Genomic DNA, 17,714 nt, shown 5'->3' on the forward strand with positions numbered 1-17,714 from the left:
CTCACCTCTTGACAGTGCTAACAACATGTGTTATATTACATGCAGAACAAAGAAAACAACATATTTCTCCTGTGGGAGAGATATTTCTCATATAAGAGGAGGGTTAGCCTATGAATATCAGTAAATTTACACAGAAATCCGTACAGGCTGTCCAGGATCTGGAGAAGGTTGCTTATCAGTTTGGCAATCAGGAGATGGAAGAGGAGCATCTTTTATATGCTTTGCTGGAACAGGAAGACAGCCTGATTCTTAAACTGATCGAGAAGATGGAGATAGATAAAGATTATTTCAGAAATTCTCTGAATCAGGCACTGGATGCCAGGGTTAAGGTATCCGGCGGTGAACTTCGTGTCGGACAGTACCTGAACAAGGCTCTGGTCAGTGCAGAGGATGAAGCAAAGGCAATGGGAGATGAATATGTCTCTGTAGAGCATCTCTTCCTTGCTTTATTAAGATATCCAAGTCCGAGCATGAAGAAGCTGTTTCAGGAATTTGGCATTACTAAGGAGCGTTTCCTGCAGGCACTTTCTACAGTACGAGGCAATCAGCGTGTAGTCAGTGACAATCCGGAAGCTACTTATGATACTTTGAATAAATATGGCGAGGATTTAGTCGAAAAGGCACGTAACCAGAAGCTGGATCCTGTGATCGGACGTGATGAGGAAATCCGTAATATCATCAGAATCCTTTCACGTAAGACCAAGAACAATCCGGTGCTTATCGGTGAGCCTGGTGTAGGTAAGACTGCAGCAATCGAGGGCCTTGCACAGCGAATCGTGGCAGAGGATGTGCCGGAAGGTCTGAAGGATAAGAAGATTTTTGCCCTGGACATGGGCGCTCTGGTAGCAGGTGCCAAATACAGAGGTGAGTTTGAGGAACGTCTGAAAGCAGTCCTTGAAGAAGTAAAGAAGAGTGAAGGAAACATCATTCTTTTCATTGATGAGTTACATCTGATCGTTGGTGCAGGTAAGACAGATGGAGCTATGGATGCCAGCAATATGCTGAAGCCTATGCTTGCCAGAGGTGAGCTTCACTGTATTGGTGCCACAACTCTGGATGAGTACCGTCAGTATATTGAGAAAGATGCAGCTCTGGAACGTCGTTTCCAGCCGGTTATGGTGGATGAGCCCACAGTGGAGGATACCATTTCCATTCTTCGTGGTCTGAAGGAGAGATATGAGGTCTTCCATGGTGTTAAGATTACAGACAGTGCACTGGTTGCAGCAGCTACACTTTCACATAGATATATCACAGACCGTTTTCTTCCTGATAAGGCTATTGACCTGGTGGATGAGGCCTGTGCCCTGATCAAGACAGAGCTGGACTCCATGCCTTCAGAGCTGGATGAACAGCGCCGTAAGATCATGCAGCTGGAGATCGAGGAATCTGCACTGAAGAAAGAGACAGATAACCTGAGTAAGGAACGTCTGGAAACACTTCAGAAGGAGCTGGCAGAGCTTCGTGATACCTTTAATACACAGAAAGCACAGTGGGATAATGAGAAGCATTCTGTAGAAAAATTACAGAAGCTTCGTGAGCAGATCGAGGATGTGAATAAGCAGATCCAGAAAGCAAAACAGAATTATGATCTGGAGAAGGCTGCACAGTTACAGTACGGCGAACTTCCGAAATTACAGCAGCAGCTGGAAATCGAAGAAAAGAGTGTGAAAGAAAGTGACAGAAGTCTGGTTCATGAGGCAGTTACTGATGATGAGATCGCAAGGATTATTTCCAGATGGACCGGTATTCCTGTAACAAGACTGACAGAAGGCGAGAGAGCCAAACTCCTTGCTCTGGAAGATCAGCTTCACAAGAGAGTTGTAGGCCAGGATGAAGGTGTGAAGAGGGTTACAGATGCAATCCTTCGTTCCAAAGCCGGCATCAAGGATCCGACCAAACCTATCGGTTCCTTCCTGTTCCTTGGTCCTACAGGTGTAGGTAAGACAGAGCTTGCCAAAACTCTGGCAGAGAATCTGTTTGATGATGAACAGAATATGGTCAGAATTGATATGAGTGAATACATGGAGAAGTATTCTGTATCCAGACTGATCGGAGCGCCTCCCGGATATGTAGGATATGAGGAGGGCGGCCAGCTTACTGAGGCAGTCCGCCGTAAACCATACAGTGTTGTACTTTTCGATGAGATTGAGAAAGCACATCCGGATGTGTTTAACGTACTGTTGCAGGTACTGGATGATGGACGTATCACAGATTCTCAGGGACGTACAGTTGACTTTAAGAATACAATTCTTATCATGACTTCCAACATCGGTTCTCCGTATCTGCTGGATGGTATTGATGAGAATGGAGAGATCAAACCTGAGGCTCAGAGCCAGGTTATGGATGACCTGAGAGGTCATTTCCGTCCGGAATTCCTGAACCGTCTGGATGAAATAATTATGTTCAAGCCCTTGACAAAATCCAATATTGGTAAGATAGTAGACTTGATGGTCGGCGAGCTTGACAAACGTCTTGCAGACCAGGAGCTTTCCCTAGAACTGACAGATGCAGCCAAGGATCAGGTTATCGAGAATGGCTATGACCCGGTATATGGTGCACGTCCGCTGAAACGTTATCTGCAGAAATATGTGGAGACTCTTGCGGCACGAAAGATTTTGTCCGGAGATGTTCACGCAGGTGATACTCTGGTGCTGGATGTTCAGAATGGGGAATTCATTGTTACGGTAAAGGACGGAAACTAAATGATACCCAAAGATCCAATGATTCTGCTGAGTTATGTGAATACTCAGCTCAGGGATTACTATGATTCCCTGGAAGCACTCTGCACATGCAGAGGATTGAAGAAAGACGAACTGGTGGCGAAGATGCATTCCATCGACTATGAGTATGATGAAGCAACCAATCAGTTCATATAAGAAATATGCGAAATGCTCTCTGACAGCGGGAATTGCTGTCGGGGAGCATTTTTCTGTATAAAATCAAATACCTTCTGTAAGCACCGGAAAGACAAGTGTGTTTTGAAATCAGTACAATTTGCAAAAATACATAAGATAAGACCAAAAAGTATTAGCAAAAAAGACTAAATCGTTAAGAATAAAACAAAAGAAAGTATAAAAAATGTGAAAAATATCTAAAAAAGTACAAAATAAAGCATAAATATTCATTATCCATACAATTGATTTTTGGATGCTGTATGTTATAATTGCATCTGTAAAAAAACAAGCGCATATTAAATAGGAAGAAACACGTATATGAAAAAAATCTCCTGAATGATAATCGCGCTGTACGAAAATACAATATGGAGGTGGCAGTTTTGAAAAAGTTGGTGACCGTACTGGGTGCTTTTTTGGCAGTTCTTCTGGCTTGTCCGTTGAGTGTATTTGCGGCAGAAGGCAGTAAAGCACCATCTACAGTACCTGTATGGCTTTGCATTCCCTTTGCAGGGCTTTTGTTATGTATTGCAGTGATGCCTCTGGTAAAAGCGGAGTGGTGGGAGTCTCATCAGCCACTGGTTGTTGCCTTATGGATCATTCTGATGGTGGTTCCATTTGCTTTCGTTTATGGAGCCGGAAAGACTGCAGAGACAGTTCTGGACTGTATTGTGAATGATTATCTTACATTCATCATTCTGTTATTCGGCCTGTTCTGCGTATCAGGTAATATTACCATGGAGGGCGATTTCGCAGGTTCCCCTCGTGTTAATGTGGGTCTGCTTGCGCTGGGAACTCTTCTGGCAAGCTGTATCGGTACCACTGGTGCCAGTATGCTGATGGTACGTCCGGTAATTAAAATGAATTCATGGAGAAAGAGAAAAGGACATATTATGATCTTCTTTATCTTCATGGTTTCCAATATGGGTGGATGTCTTACACCAATCGGAGATCCGCCGCTGTTAATGGGATTTATGCGAGGTGTTCCATTCTTCTGGAGTCTGCATCTGTTCCCTGTACTGATCTTTAATATGGTCATTTTGCTGTTTGTATTTTATCAGATTGATAAACGTTCCTACAGAAAGGATATTGCAAATGGACGTAAACCGGATATCCGTAAACCGGGTACTCAGTTCCGTCTGGATGGACTGCACAATATCATCTTCCTTGTGATGATCGTTGGCGCGGTAATCTTAAGCGGTGTACTTCCGGGAATGTCCGCATTTCAGGATGCCGCAGGCAATGTAAGAGGCATTCATCTTCTTGGAGAAGTAACCCTGACATTCCCGGCACTGATTGAAATTGTAATCATATTGCTTGTTGCTTTTCTTTCCTTTAAGACAACAGATAAGCAGATCCGTATCAGAAACCATTTTACCTGGGGTGCGATCCAGGAGGTTGCGGTTTTATTCATCGGTATTTTTATCACCATGCAGCCTGCATTGATGCTTCTGAAAGCGGTAGGACCGAATCTGGGAGTTACTGAACCGGCAGAGATGTTCTGGGCAACCGGTGCACTTTCCAGTTTTCTGGATAACACACCTACTTATCTGGTATTCCTTACAACGGCAGGAACGCTGGCATTTACAAATGGAATCACAACTACACTGGGAACAGTACCTACCAAGATTCTGTCTGCCATTTCCTGTGGTGCGGTATTCATGGGTGCCAACACTTATATCGGAAATGCCCCAAACTTTATGGTAAAGGCAATCTCTGATGAGAATGGTGTGAAGATGCCGTCATTCTTCGGATATATGCTGTGGTCTGTTGTATTTCTGGTTCCGGTGTTTATTATCGATATGTTTGTATTCTTTTTATAAGGAGGGAGGATCATTATGCAGGATAATCAGGAAAAATGTAAAGAACTTGCAATACGCATTTATAACCTGGACGAAGAAGTTTATAAATGTGTGGGTTCCTCTCTGGGACGTACATTTACAGGACAGAAAGAAACAACCATCCGTCATCTGGCAGCACTGATGTATACCAAGCCGGATGGACATCTGCTCAGAAGTGAACTGGCGCTGATCAGTAACATGGCTCGTACCATCAGGGATAAGAGCGAGAGAAGACGTCTTATGATAGAGTATGACAGTATTCTGAAAGAGATCGAAAGTCTTCCTGATACATTTGGGAAGACAGATATTGTAGACAAAGCGCGTATCAGTCTGAATAATCTGATCGCAAGACGCCAGAACGAGATTTCAGAGAATGACCATCTGATCATCTGTATCAGTCGTACACAGGGAAGTGGCGGTAATGATATCGGATTTGAACTGGCGGATCAGCTTCAGATCAACTATTATGATGCAGAAATTTTTGATCAGGTTATGAAGCGTCTGCAGGCAGACAAAAATGCAGTCAGTGATACTGGTAATTTTGAAGGATTTGATAAATACAGAAAGAAAAAACACACAGATCTGAAAACCTGGTTCAGGGAATTCAATCGTTATCATGGACTTCCGAAGCAGGACGCAGTATTTTTCAATATGAGTGATCTGATCTGTGAACTGGCAAAGAGTGAAGACTGCGTGATCATGGGACGTTGCGCAGATGCGATTCTTAAGAATAATCATATTCCTCATATCAGTCTGTTTATCAGTGCTCCCTTCCAGGTTCGTGTGCAGCATGTTATGGATATCCGTAATATGAATCTGAAGCAGGCAGTACGTTTTCTGAAGCAGATGGATAAGCAGCATAAGAAATATTATGAATTTTATACCGGTGAGAAATGGGGAAAACCGGAGAATTATGATTTGTGTATCAACAGTGCCAACTATGGACTGAAGGATACAATTGAGCTGATCCAAAGAATGCTGGATCAGAAGGTTCACTGATCAGAGGGAGATTTATCTGTCTGATTTAACCGAATCGAGTAAATAGCGGAGCGGATTGCAAATATCCGCCTGACAAATAAAATAAGCTCTGTGGATAAAAGAAAAATCCACGGAGCTTATTTTTTTGCCAAGTCCAGGCAGATATTTATAAGCAGCAAAGCAATCTGGGAATGCCCGGCGCTTGCTGTAAACGACTTTGATTTTAACGCCAGTTGAATGTACTCATACCATAAACATAGATAAAGGCAATTATAATCGGAAGTACAAACCGGAAGAGCGGTTTCATCCAGCTCTGTACCTTTAAGCCCTTACCGGTATTGCTCTCTCTGATAAAGTTATCCCATCCCCAGCCGAACTTATTACAGCAGAAGAGTGCAAGGATGAGAGAGCCAAGGGGTAAAATATTGTTGGAAACAATAAAATCCCAGAAATCAAGCCAGGTAGTTCCTTCGGCAAATGGCTGGAAGTGGAAAACGCTGAAACCAAGGGCTGTGGTAAGTGCCAGAAGAAAGACACCTGTGCCGCAGACCACGCTGCCTTTTGGACGAGACCAGCCGGTAAGCTCACGTATCATTGCCAGGATGTTTTCGCACACTCCCAGAACTGTTGACATAGCTGCAAATACCATGAACAGGAAGAATAAGGAACCCCAGATGCGACCTCCGGACATGTTGTTAAAAACTGTTGCCATTGTATCAAACAGAAGGCTCGGACCTGCATTTACTTCCAGATCAAAGGTAAAGCATGCAGGGAAAATAATAACTCCTGCCAGAAAAGCAACCAGTGTGTCCAGTGTGATCACATGAATAGCTTCCCCCATTAGAGAATGCTCTTTACCAATATAGCTGCCAAAGATAGCCATGCCACCCATACCTGTAGATAAAGTAAAGAATGCCTGGTTCATTGCCCCTACGATCACCGAACCATCTATCTTTGAGAAATCCGGTTTCAGATAAAAGGTCATTCCCTCACCTGCGCCTTTCAGAAAAAGACTGTGCACAGCGAGAGTAAGCATCAGTACCAGCAGCGCAGACATCATATATTTTGTCACACGCTCCAGTCCTCCCTGAAGATTGAAGGAAAGGATGAAAAATGCAATGACTACAGTGACCAGTAAGAAGAATACATTCACAGAGGGAGAGGAGATCATGGCTGAAAATCCCAGTGAACCATTTTTACCTCTGAGAAACTGTACAAAATAATAAATGATCCAGCCGCAGACAACAGTGTAAAATGCCATTAGGGCAATGTTGCCAAGCAGACAGAACCAGCCGAAAATCCCCCATTTCTGTCCTGGTTTTTCCAGCTTACGGTACATGAAAAGGGGACTTGTCTGAGCCGCTCTTCCGATGGAAAATTCCAACACAAGAGCCGGGATTCCCAGGATGACCAGACACAGAAGATAGATCAGCATAAAGCTGCCGCCACCATTTTGCCCGCACATCCACGGGAATTTCCATACATTTCCGCAGCCAATGGCGCAGCCGGCGGAAAGCATAATGAAGCCAAGCCGGCTTCCAAGCTGTTCACGTTTCATAAGATAACGCTCCCTTCAGAAGTTCATATAAGGGATATTATAAGATAAAAAACAATATTTGTAAAATTGATTGTTTTGTTGTATTTTATTGAAAATATCGTTTATAAAAAATAACGATTCAATGTTTCAATGGAAAAATACTGGAAAGTTATGGGAAGAATGAACTATGGATACAAATGTGTTAAAAACTTTTATTGCAGTATGTGAATATTCCGGATTTTCGGCTGCTGCAAAAGAACTGGGATATACGCAGTCTACAGTTTATTCACAGATTAAACAACTGGAAAAGGAACTTGATGTCAGGCTGTTTGACCGTTATTATCATAAAATCAATCTTACGGAAAAAGGAGTTTTGGTTTTGCAGCAGGCTCGAAATATTCTGAAGGCACAGGCGAAAATGCTTGATTCGCTGAATTCAGCTGAAAGCATTGAAGGTGAGATTCGGTTGTCTATGTCCAGTTCTGTCTGCAGCAGATATTTTAAAAATGATTTTCTGCGTTTTCATCATCAGTATCCGGAAATAAAAGTGGAGATAACAGAAAACGGTACAGAGCAGATGTTTGATAAATTGCGGAAGAACGAAACAGATCTGGTTTTTACTCTGGACAGGCATATTTATGATTCGGATTTTATTATTTGTGCGGAACAGGAAGAACAGGTACATTTTATTGCAGCGGCTGATAATCCTGTTGCAGGCTGTTCATGGAAATTAAGTGAAATTTCTCAGAATGAGTTTGTGTTAACAGAACAAGCCATGAGCTACAGAAAAATACTGAATGAAACTCTTGCATCCCAATCACTGGAAATCCGCCCTGTTCTTGAAATCGGAAATCCGCTTCAGATATGTGAACTGGTAAAAAACAGCAGCCTGCTTTCCTTTCTTCCGGATTTTATTTCGGAGAAATATGTGAAAGACGGACAGATTAAAAGACTGGATGTTGCCGGCTGCCCGGTAACTGTATGGACACAGTTGCTGCTCCACAAAAATAAATGGCGGTCTCCGGCAATTAATGTGTTTATAGAATTTTATAAAGAAGTTATGCAGAGATAGAGCTTGAAGAATACTGGAAATTTTATTCGACCTAAGATGAAAAATATTAGCCGGGCAAAATAAAATTGAATATTTACAAATTGGAAATATCAAAGATAAATCTAAAATAATTATAAACTGCACAAAAAATACTTGCATTTTTTGTCTAAAAGTATATTATATATAATTAGTCAGGCTAATTAAAGAATAATATCAGACCTGAAAGAGGACAGAGGCCGGAAAGGAGTGAAGCTATGTGGTGCCCGGAAGAGGAGAAGAATGAGAAAGAGAAACGAGAAGAGAAAAGCATGCCTGCGCTTTTTATGGAGATCAACCGCCAATATGGTATGAGATGTATGCAGCGTATACGGGAAATCGGTATCCAGCAGGGACAGATGCCAATCATTATGATCGTATACAGAAATAACGGCTGTAGCCAGAAGGAGATCGCAGAATGTATGGGTGTGACACCGCCTACTGTAAATGTAAGTATTCAGCGTCTTGAGAAAGCAGATATTGTCTGCAGGAGACGTGATGTTAAAGATCAACGCATTATGCGTGTATATCTGACAGAAAACGGAAAAAAAATCGTGGAGGAGATTCAGCAGGAAAGCAAAGCTGTGGAAAAAGTGATGTTCAGCAATTTCAGCGAAACAGAGCTATGTCTTTTACGAAGGTTTTTTGGGCAGATTCTGGATAATATTTCGGAGATACCTGTCAACAGGTAGAAACTGAAAAATACATGGTGGAGCAGATTGAGAAAAATATTAAAAATAGGAAAAGAGGGAATCAAGCAATGATTAAACTGATGAAATATCTGAAGAAATCAGCGGGATACATTGTCCTGATCATAGCACTTCTGTTTCTGCAGGCGTACTGTGATCTTTCCCTGCCGGATTATACCTCCAAGATCATTAATGTAGGTATCCAGCAGAAAGGTATTGAAGACAGTGTGCCGGATAAGCTTCGGGATTCAACCTTGCAGAATCTTCAGATTTTTATGGATGAGGATCAGAAAAAGGAAGTTTCACAGAATTATACACAGGAAGATGATACCTGGGTATTAAACGATGATATTTCCAAAGAAACCAGAGAGAATTTAAATGAGGATTTCTCAAAGGCAATGATGATGGTAGCTGCCTTTTCCGAAGACAGTGAGCAGGGGCAGGCAATGGTTGCACAGATGGGCCTTCCGGAGGGAACAGACCCGTTGACAGCACTGGCACAGATGCCGGAAGAAGCAGTACAGCAGATTATGAGTCAGATGGATGAGAAGCTGAAAGATATGCCGGAGTCTATTGTGACACAGGCTGGTGTTTCCTTTGTTGCTTCAGAATATGAAGCATTGGGGAAAGATGTGGATGCCATTCAGATGCATTACATCCTGATGTCAGGTATCAGAATGCTTGCCATGGCACTGGTGATCATGCTGGCAGCAATCAGCGTCACATTTATTTCGGCCAGAGTGGCAGGCAGACTTGGTCATGACCTGAGAAACAGCATTTACCGCAAGGTTATGAGCTTCTCCAGCAGAGAATATCACAAATTCTCCACAGCATCCCTGATCACACGAAGCACCAATGATGTGCAGCAGGTACAGCAGGTTATGGCAATGATGTTCCGTATTGTTCTGTACGCGCCGATCCTTGGTATTGGTGGAGTGATCAAGGTATTAAACACAGATTCTTCCATGACATGGATCCTTGGTGTGGCAGTTGGTCTGATCCTGATTGTGATCTTTGTGCTGTTCCAGGTGGCAATGCCAAAATTCACTATCTTACAGACTCTGATCGACAGACTGAATCTGGTATCCCGTGAGATCCTGACAGGTATTCCTGTTATCCGTGCATTCAGCCGTGAGAAGCATGAGGAAGATCGTTTTGAGAAAGCAAATCTGGATCTGACAAAAACAAACCTGTTTGTCAACAGATGTATGACTTTTATGATGCCCATTATGATGCTGATCATGAATGGTGTATCTGTACTTATTATTTACAGTGGTGCCCATGCAGTAGACAACGGAACCATGCAGGTTGGTAATGTTATGGCATTTATCCAGTATGCAATGCAGATTATTATGTCCTTTCTGATGATCACTGCAATGTCCATTATGCTCCCGAGAGCAAATGTTGCAGCACTTCGTATTGATGAGGTTCTGAAAACAGAGGTTTCTATTCAGGATCCGGAAACTCCGGTACATCCGTCAGAAAATGTGAAAGGTGAGATTGAATTTGACCATGTATCCTTCGCTTACCCGGAAGCAGGTGAGAATGTACTGACAGACATTTCCTTTAAAGCAAAGAAAGGTCAGACAATCGCAGTGATCGGAAGTACTGGAAGTGGTAAGAGTACCCTGATCAATCTGATTCCCAGATACTATGATGTGACAAAGGGTTCTGTTAAAGTAGATGGTGTGGATGTCCGCGACATGACTCAGAAAGAACTTCGTGACAAACTGGGATATGTGCCTCAGAAGGGTGTACTTTTCTCGGGTACTATTGATTCCAATATCCGCTATGGTAAGCCGGAGATCACTGATGCACAGGTAAAGGAAGCAGCAGAGGTTGCACAGGCTACAGAATTTATTGATACCAAACCGGAGAAATATGAATCCCCTGTATCACAGGGAGGTACCAATGTTTCGGGCGGACAGAAACAGCGTCTGTCCATTGCCAGAGCCATTGCAAAGGATCCGGAAATCTTTATCTTTGATGACAGCTTCTCTGCCCTTGACTTTAAGACTGACAGTCAGTTAAGAAAGGCATTGAAGGAGTACACCAAGGACGCAACTACCGTAATCGTTGCCCAGAGGATCAGTACCATCCTTGGTGCAGATCAGATCATTGTACTGGACGACGGACATATGGCAGGTATTGGAACTCATAAGGAACTGATGGCAAATTGTGAGGTATATCAGCAGATTGCAAGATCTCAGTTATCAGAGGAGGAACTGGCATGAGCGAACAGAGAAGAAGAGGTCCTATGGGAGGACATGGACGTATGATGTCCGGCGAAAAGGCGAAAGACTTCAAGGGCTCCATGGCTAAGCTTTTCCGTTATATGGGACGATATAAATTCCGCTTTATACTGATGTTTATTTTTGCAGTAGCGGGAACTGTGTTTAGTATTGTAGGGCCTAAGATTTTAGGTAAGGCGACCACAGAGCTGTTTAACGGCCTGGTTGCCAAGGTAAACGGAACCGGTGAAATTGACTTCGGAAAGATCGGGATGATCCTGTTATGGACACTTGGATTATATGTGTTAAGTGCATGCTTTTCCTTTGTACAGGGATTTGTAATGTCCGGGATCTCCAATGATGTTACCTATAATCTGAGAAAAGATATTTCAAAGAAAATCAACAGACTGCCTCTGAATTATTATGAGAGCAGAACAAACGGAGAGATCCTCTCCCGTATCACCAATGATGTGGACACTCTGCAAATGAGTCTGAACCAGAGTCTGACGCAGCTGATCACATCAGTGACAACTCTGATCGGTGTATTTATTATGATGCTTTCCATTAACGTGTGGATGACTTTGGCAGCACTTCTGATCCTGCCGGTTTCCATGTTCATCATCCAGACTGTCATGAAGCATTCCCAGAAATACTTCCAGGATCAGCAGAGCTATCTGGGTAAAGTAAACGGTCAGATCGAAGAGAACTTCGGCGGTCATAATGTAGTCCGGGTTTTTAACAAAGAGAATGATGTAGTAGAAGAATTTGAAAAAGACAATCAGAAGCTTTATGAATCTGCATGGAAATCTCAGTTCTTCTCAGGAATGATGATGCCCATCATGCAGTTTGTAGGTAACCTTGGATATGTAATGGTAGCTCTCTTAGGCGGCGTGTTTGTAATCAAAAAAAGTATTGAAGTCGGTGATATCCAGTCCTTCTTCCAGTACATCCGTAACTTTACACAGCCAATCCAGCAGATCGCACAGGTTACAAACCTGTTACAGTCTTCAGCAGCAGCTTCCGAACGAGTATTTGAATTCCTGGAGGAGCCGGAAGAGAGTCAGAATGAGAAGAACCCTGTAGATGTTAATACACTTACAGGAGATGTACAGTTTGAACATGTAAAATTCGGTTACAATCCGGATAAGATCATTATCAATGACTTCTCAGCAGATGTGAAGGATGGCCAGAAGATTGCCATTGTAGGTCCTACAGGTGCAGGAAAGACAACTATGGTGAAACTGCTTATGAGATTCTATGATCTCAATGGCGGAAGTATTAAGGTAGACGGTTATGACATCAAAGACTTTAACAGAAGCAGTCTGAGAGAAATGTTTGGTATGGTGCTCCAGGATACCTGGCTGTTCTCAGGAACCATTATGGAAAATATCCGTTACGGACGTCTGGATGCTACAGATGAAGAGGTGATCGCAGCAGCAAAGGCAGCCCATGTGCACAACTTTATCATGCAGCAGCCGGGCGGCTATGACATGGTTCTGGATGAAGAAACCAGCAATATTTCCCAGGGACAGAAACAGCTTCTCACTATTGCCAGGGCAATTCTTGCCAATAATAAGATCCTGATCCTGGATGAGGCAACCTCCTCTGTAGATACCAGAACCGAAGTGCGTATCCAGAAAGCCATGGACAATCTGATGAAGGGCAGAACCAGCTTTGTGATCGCACACAGACTTTCTACCATCAAGGATGCAGACCTGATCCTGGTTATGAAAGACGGTGACATTATCGAGCAGGGAAATCATGAAGAGCTTCTGGCTAAGAAAGGCTTCTATGCTGATCTGTATAACAGCCAGTTTGAGAATAAGGCAACTGCTTAAAATATAAAGTTACAATCCCTCAGGGGTATTTGTGAAAGAGAATATATCCGGTGGATATAGGATCTCACAGATACCGGCTGAGGGATTTTAGTCTTTTCTGTCAGAGGGTAATATGTTATAATTAAAAACTAACTTACGAAAAATGATAAATTTTATCATAGAAACAGAAGAAAATGATAACAATAATAAGGAGTATTGTAACTGTGAAATTGCTGAACAGTTGCAAATATCAGAGGATATCAACAATATGACAGATAAGAAAAACGGCAGAGAATATCTGGGCTATGTGCTGGAAAAATTAAAAGAACGTATCACAGAGATCAGTCTTTCTCTGGTGGAAGGACAGAAAGAGATTGAGGGAATGCATGAGTATTACTGGGAAAATTATACAGAGATGGACCAGTATGGTTATGAGAATTATGATAATCAGCAGGCATTGTTCCGCCAGATTTCCGCAAATGAAGAGCAGCTGATCCTGAAGCAGAGATTTCGCAGAATGGCAGACTCTCCATTCTTTGGAAGAGTGGATTTTATATATGAGGGAGAAGAGGAACCGGAGATTTTTTATATTGGAATTGGAAACTTTTCGGAGAAAGCGGGGCATATTCCATTAGTATACGACTGGCGTGCTCCGGTAAGCGGGCTGTTTTATGACTATGACAAAGGACCGGCTTCCTATGAGGCTCCCATGGGTGAAATCCATGGAGAGGTTGCTTCCAAATGGCAGTACAAGATCCGTAACGGAAAAATGATCTATGAATTTGAAAGTGATGTAAAAATTGATGATGAGATCCTGAAAGCAGAACTGGGAAGTAATGGAGAAGTCCAGCTTAAGAACATCATCCGTACCATTCAGAAAGAGCAGAATGCCATCATCCGAAATACCAAAGATAAAATCATGGTGATCCAGGGTGCAGCAGGAAGCGGGAAAACTTCCGTGGCGCTTCACAGGATCGCCTATCTTCTCTACCATGACAGACAGAATCTGAAGTCTTCCAATATTCTGATCCTGTCACCAAATGGAGTGTTTTCCGATTATATTTCCCATATCCTTCCTGAACTGGGAGAAGAGAATATTAAGGAAATGAGCTTTGATCTTTTTGCTTATAAGCAGCTTCGGGATACAGTTTCTGACTGCGAAGACCGCTATGATGAAATTGAACGCAGAATCCGTTTTCCGCAGAAAGCTTCTCTGTCAGAGGAAAAGCAGTCCATGGAATTTATAAATCTTATGGAACGCTATCTGCTGGAACTGGAAGACCGGCTGATGAATTTCCGGGATGTGGAATACAATGGCTTTGTGAAGACAGAGTCTGAGATTATTGAACTGTTTTATTTCAAATTCCAGGATTTTCCGCTCCTTTCCAGAATGGAAGCAGTAGCAGATTACTTTATCGATGAAGTGGAGACCCTGCGAGACCGTGATCTGGCAGATGATGAGAGAGAACTGGTCCGTGAGAAATTCATGAAATTATATGCTACCAGGGATCTCTATGTGATCTACAGTCAGTTCCTGAAGGAGAATGGATATAAAGGGCTTCCGAAAGCTTCCTATGAGAAAAGAAAGCTGAAATACGAGGATGTTTATCCTGTGCTGTATCTGAAATATCGTTTGTTCAGCCAGCAGGGAAGAAGTAATATCAAGCATCTGGTGGTAGATGAGATGCAGGATTATTCCAGACTTCAGTATGAGATCCTCCAGAGGATTTTTTCCTGCCGTATGACTATCCTGGGTGACAGGGCTCAGACTATGGATGATAAACAGCAGGATGTACTGACCTTTCTTCCCAAGATATTTGGAAGGGATATCCGCAGGATTGTGATGAATAAAAGCTATCGGAATACTGTGGAGATTGCCTCCTATGCCAACAGCATGGCAGGAATTACAGATATGGAGCTTTTTCAGAGACATGGAATGCCTGTTGAGGAAAAAACATTTTCAAATGTGGAAAAGACAGCAGAATATATAGCCGCTATGTTGAAAATCGGGGAAGATCAATATGAAACAGCAGCTGTTATCCTTCGGACAGAGAAAGAAGCAGAGAAAATGTGGATAATCTTAAAGGAGATTCTGGCAGGAAAGGATTTTGATGTGGAAAATAAGTTGTCCTATCTGGATAGAAACAGCAGTACCTTCCGCAAAGGTCTGACGGTTACCACCTTCTATCTGGCCAAAGGCCTGGAATTTGATCAGGTATTTTCTGTTTTTCCACAGAGGGATCAGACGCCATTGGTACAGCAGGCAAGGTATATTGCCGCAACCAGGGCACTTCATGAGCTTCATGTGTATGAGCTTGGAGACTGAGCAGATTAGTGTCTGTCGGGAATCCGGATTTTACAGATGGGCTTTCTGTAACTGATATATTAAGAACAATTGTAGGTTTCTCAAAATTCCATTGCCGCAGGCAATTTGACAGGGAAATAACATTGACATTGATGTAATGAAATTGTAAACTATACAATATAACAGCAGAAAAGAATGATGAATCTATTCCAAGGAGGATATTATGAGAAATAAAAAAGTACTGATGCTTTTAGCGATAACAGTTGTATTATCCGGCTCTTTGACAGCCTGCAGTTTTGGCGGCGGGGATAATGACGAGGATACCAGCGTAGTACAGGTAACTCCTACACCGGAACCGACCAAGGCACCAAAAGCGACTGCTACACCGGTACCGGCTGACAAGCAGGATACGACTTATACATCCAAGAACAAGGCGGTATCCATTAAGCTTCCGGATGCTACTTGGGCAAATAAATCAGATTCTGATGATATGGTAAGCTTTGAATCACCGGATCAGGGCAAGCTTCTGGTTCTGCATGGTTCCGGAGATGAGGCTATGTCTGTAGCCATCATTCCAAGTTCTCAGGATACTGCATCTGCCCTGGTAAAGGCTGACAATCTGGTTGAGGGTACAGACTTTGAGATCCAGGATTACAAGTCAGAGGAAGTAAGCGGAGTGAATGTATACAGCTATACAGTTCATTATCTGAATGACAAGAGCGAGTATGCATATGTGGTAAATAAATATTTTACAGATAATACTACAGAGTTTTACAGTGTAGCAGGATCTGTCAAGAAAGAGGATTCCCTGGCAAAGATCAAGGCTTCTGTAGACTCCTTTAAGATCGCCGGAGAATCAGGTCTGAAAGCAGCGACACCTGAGACCGGAAGCAGTGCTGCAGGTACAGAGAACACAGGAACAGCAGATGGAACAACAGCTGGCGGTACAACAGCAGAGGGAACAACAGCAGATGGAACTGCTTCAGATGCAACTTCTTCTGACGGAAGTTCCTATGACGGAAGCTCCTATGATAGCAGCAGCTATGGCGATGACGGATCTTCAAACGGATATTTTGCAGATGGTACTCCGGTAGGAACAGATGATCCGGATTATGATACCAATCAGACCAGAACTATTTACAGAAATTCTGACGGTTATCCTCTGGTTATTTATCCAAATGGTGACGGCAGCTGGTGTGATGATGACGGCAATACCTATACATTCAGCACAGATGAGGATGTATATGATGAGAATGGTGGAGATTACTATTATGGCGGTGAACCGGCATATGTAAGATACATGCCAAAGAATTAAGTGACAGAATGACAGGAAAAACAGGGCGGCTGCTGTAAAAGGCAGTCGTCCTGTTGCGTTAATGTTGACATGTAACGTTGACAGTAACCTCTTATTTACATACTGACGGATATTATGTTACAATAGCAGAGAAATTTGAAGTTGGTGTGCCCATAAGTGGATGGTTCAGAAAACCGGCCTGTCAGTACACCAGGGATTATGAGGGATAATAAATGGAAGCATATGGAAGATTTGCCGGTGTCTACGACATTTTCATGGATAATGTAAATTATGGCGAATGGACAGACTATATTATAGAAGCACTGGTTCAGGACGGAATAAAAGATGGCCTGGTGCTGGAGCTGGGATGTGGAACCGGTACTGTGACGGAGATGCTTGCAGATGCCGGCTATGACATGATCGGAATTGATAATTCCGAGGAGATGCTTGCAGAAGCAATGGAAAAGCGGGCAGGGTCAGGACATGATATTTTGTATTTACTTCAGGATATGCAGGATTTCGAATTGTACGGTACAGTCAGGGCTGTGGTCAGTGTGTGTGACAGCATGAACTATGTCACAGAGCCAGAGGATCTGGAATATGTATTTGCACTGGTGAATAATTATCTGGATCCGGGCGGACTTTTTATTTTTGATATGAATACAATCCATAAATATCGTGATGTGATCGGGGACAGGACGATTGCAGAGGACAGAGAAGATGGAAGCTTTATCTGGGAGAACAGCTATGACAGTGAGAATGCCTTGAATGTGTATGAGCTGGCACTTTTCCTTCCTCGGGAAGATGGATTGTATGAGAAGTGCGAAGAGGAGCATGTGCAGAAAGCATATTCCATAGAAGAGGTAAAGGTCATGATCGCGAAAGCAGGGATGGAGCTTGTGGCAGTTTATGATGCATATACCCATACTCCTGGTGATGAGAATTGTGAGCGTCTGACTTTTATTGCCAGAGAACATGGAAAGAGCGCAGAAAATGACTATCATGGAAATATTCCGGAACGTGCCCGTCATACAGAAGAATAAA

At 42.8% G+C, this 17,714-nt stretch carries 12 protein-coding genes; 11 read left to right on the plus strand and 1 reads right to left on the minus strand.

Going from position 1 to position 17,714, the window contains the following annotated elements; translation table 11 throughout:
- Positions 1–110 precede the first annotated feature (110 nt).
- The 4 genes from clpB (at position 111) to ACTNC6_RS01815 (ending at position 5,731) form a co-directional block, all read left to right on the plus strand.
- Positions 111–2,702, plus strand: coding sequence for an ATP-dependent chaperone ClpB (gene clpB / locus ACTNC6_RS01800; RefSeq protein WP_441043057.1), 2,592 nt, complete (start codon positions 111–113; stop codon positions 2,700–2,702).
- A complete protein-coding gene (locus tag ACTNC6_RS01805) occupies positions 2,703–2,876 on the plus strand; it encodes a DUF4250 domain-containing protein (RefSeq protein ID WP_008706656.1) in 174 nt (57 codons plus the stop codon).
- A gap of 398 nt (positions 2,877–3,274) precedes the next feature.
- Positions 3,275–4,714: a sodium:proton antiporter gene (locus tag ACTNC6_RS01810; RefSeq protein ID WP_441043058.1), complete on the plus strand. Its 1,440-nt coding sequence runs from the start codon at positions 3,275–3,277 to the stop codon at positions 4,712–4,714.
- Positions 4,715–4,729: 15 nt separating this feature from the next.
- Positions 4,730–5,731, plus strand: a complete 1,002-nt coding sequence (locus ACTNC6_RS01815; protein WP_441043059.1) for an AAA family ATPase — start codon at positions 4,730–4,732, stop codon at positions 5,729–5,731.
- A 202-nt stretch (positions 5,732–5,933) separates the two neighbouring features.
- Here the strand turns inward: ACTNC6_RS01815 and ACTNC6_RS01820 are convergent, their stop codons facing one another.
- Positions 5,934–7,268, minus strand: a complete 1,335-nt coding sequence (locus ACTNC6_RS01820) for a sodium-dependent transporter (RefSeq protein ID WP_441043060.1) — start codon at positions 7,266–7,268, stop codon at positions 5,934–5,936.
- Positions 7,269–7,434: 166 nt separating this feature from the next.
- Here ACTNC6_RS01820 and ACTNC6_RS01825 point away from each other — a divergent pair, with 166 nt between their 5' ends.
- The 7 genes from ACTNC6_RS01825 to ACTNC6_RS01855 all read left to right on the plus strand — a co-directional run bounded on the left by ACTNC6_RS01825 (position 7,435) and on the right by ACTNC6_RS01855 (position 17,713).
- Positions 7,435–8,319: a LysR family transcriptional regulator gene (locus ACTNC6_RS01825; RefSeq protein WP_441043061.1), complete on the plus strand. Its 885-nt coding sequence runs from the start codon at positions 7,435–7,437 to the stop codon at positions 8,317–8,319.
- Positions 8,320–8,552: 233 nt separating this feature from the next.
- The gene (locus ACTNC6_RS01830) at positions 8,553–9,026 is read left to right on the plus strand and encodes a MarR family winged helix-turn-helix transcriptional regulator (protein ID WP_441043062.1); all 474 of its coding nucleotides are present in this window, start codon (positions 8,553–8,555) and stop codon (positions 9,024–9,026) included.
- A gap of 68 nt (positions 9,027–9,094) precedes the next feature.
- Positions 9,095–11,257, plus strand: a complete 2,163-nt coding sequence (locus ACTNC6_RS01835) for an ABC transporter ATP-binding protein (protein ID WP_291809096.1) — start codon at positions 9,095–9,097, stop codon at positions 11,255–11,257.
- On the plus strand, positions 11,254–13,092 hold the full coding sequence (locus ACTNC6_RS01840) for an ABC transporter ATP-binding protein (protein WP_055057266.1): 1,839 nt from the start codon (positions 11,254–11,256) through the stop codon (positions 13,090–13,092). The genes ACTNC6_RS01835 and ACTNC6_RS01840 overlap by 4 nt, the downstream gene beginning before the upstream one ends.
- Before the next feature lie 247 nt (positions 13,093–13,339).
- On the plus strand, positions 13,340–15,397 hold the full coding sequence (locus ACTNC6_RS01845) for a HelD family protein (RefSeq protein WP_441043063.1): 2,058 nt from the start codon (positions 13,340–13,342) through the stop codon (positions 15,395–15,397).
- A 202-nt stretch (positions 15,398–15,599) separates the two neighbouring features.
- Positions 15,600–16,691 (plus strand): hypothetical protein, encoded by a 1,092-nt coding sequence (locus ACTNC6_RS01850; RefSeq protein WP_441043064.1) that lies wholly within the window; start codon positions 15,600–15,602, stop codon positions 16,689–16,691.
- Positions 16,692–16,903: 212 nt separating this feature from the next.
- On the plus strand, positions 16,904–17,713 hold the full coding sequence (locus ACTNC6_RS01855; RefSeq protein WP_441032355.1) for a class I SAM-dependent DNA methyltransferase: 810 nt from the start codon (positions 16,904–16,906) through the stop codon (positions 17,711–17,713).
- Position 17,714: the final 1 nt, after the last annotated feature.

The sequence above is a fragment of the Blautia sp. HCP3S3_C4 genome (assembly GCF_052064095.1).
Lineage (GTDB): Bacteria > Bacillota > Clostridia > Lachnospirales > Lachnospiraceae > Blautia_A.

Coding starts and splice junctions, on each gene's coding strand:
- ACTNC6_RS01830 (WP_441043062.1), top strand. CDS start 8,553: ATGTGGTGCCCGGAAGAGGAGAAGAATGAGAAAGAGAAACGAGAAGAG.
- ACTNC6_RS01815 (WP_441043059.1), top strand. CDS start 4,730: ATGCAGGATAATCAGGAAAAATGTAAAGAACTTGCAATACGCATTTAT.
- clpB (WP_441043057.1), top strand. CDS start 111: ATGAATATCAGTAAATTTACACAGAAATCCGTACAGGCTGTCCAGGAT.
- ACTNC6_RS01835 (WP_291809096.1), top strand. CDS start 9,095: ATGATTAAACTGATGAAATATCTGAAGAAATCAGCGGGATACATTGTC.
- ACTNC6_RS01845 (WP_441043063.1), top strand. CDS start 13,340: ATGACAGATAAGAAAAACGGCAGAGAATATCTGGGCTATGTGCTGGAA.
- ACTNC6_RS01850 (WP_441043064.1), top strand. CDS start 15,600: ATGAGAAATAAAAAAGTACTGATGCTTTTAGCGATAACAGTTGTATTA.
- ACTNC6_RS01820 (WP_441043060.1), bottom strand. CDS start 7,268: ATGAAACGTGAACAGCTTGGAAGCCGGCTTGGCTTCATTATGCTTTCC.
- ACTNC6_RS01855 (WP_441032355.1), top strand. CDS start 16,904: ATGGAAGCATATGGAAGATTTGCCGGTGTCTACGACATTTTCATGGAT.
- ACTNC6_RS01805 (WP_008706656.1), top strand. CDS start 2,703: ATGATACCCAAAGATCCAATGATTCTGCTGAGTTATGTGAATACTCAG.
- ACTNC6_RS01825 (WP_441043061.1), top strand. CDS start 7,435: ATGGATACAAATGTGTTAAAAACTTTTATTGCAGTATGTGAATATTCC.
- ACTNC6_RS01840 (WP_055057266.1), top strand. CDS start 11,254: ATGAGCGAACAGAGAAGAAGAGGTCCTATGGGAGGACATGGACGTATG.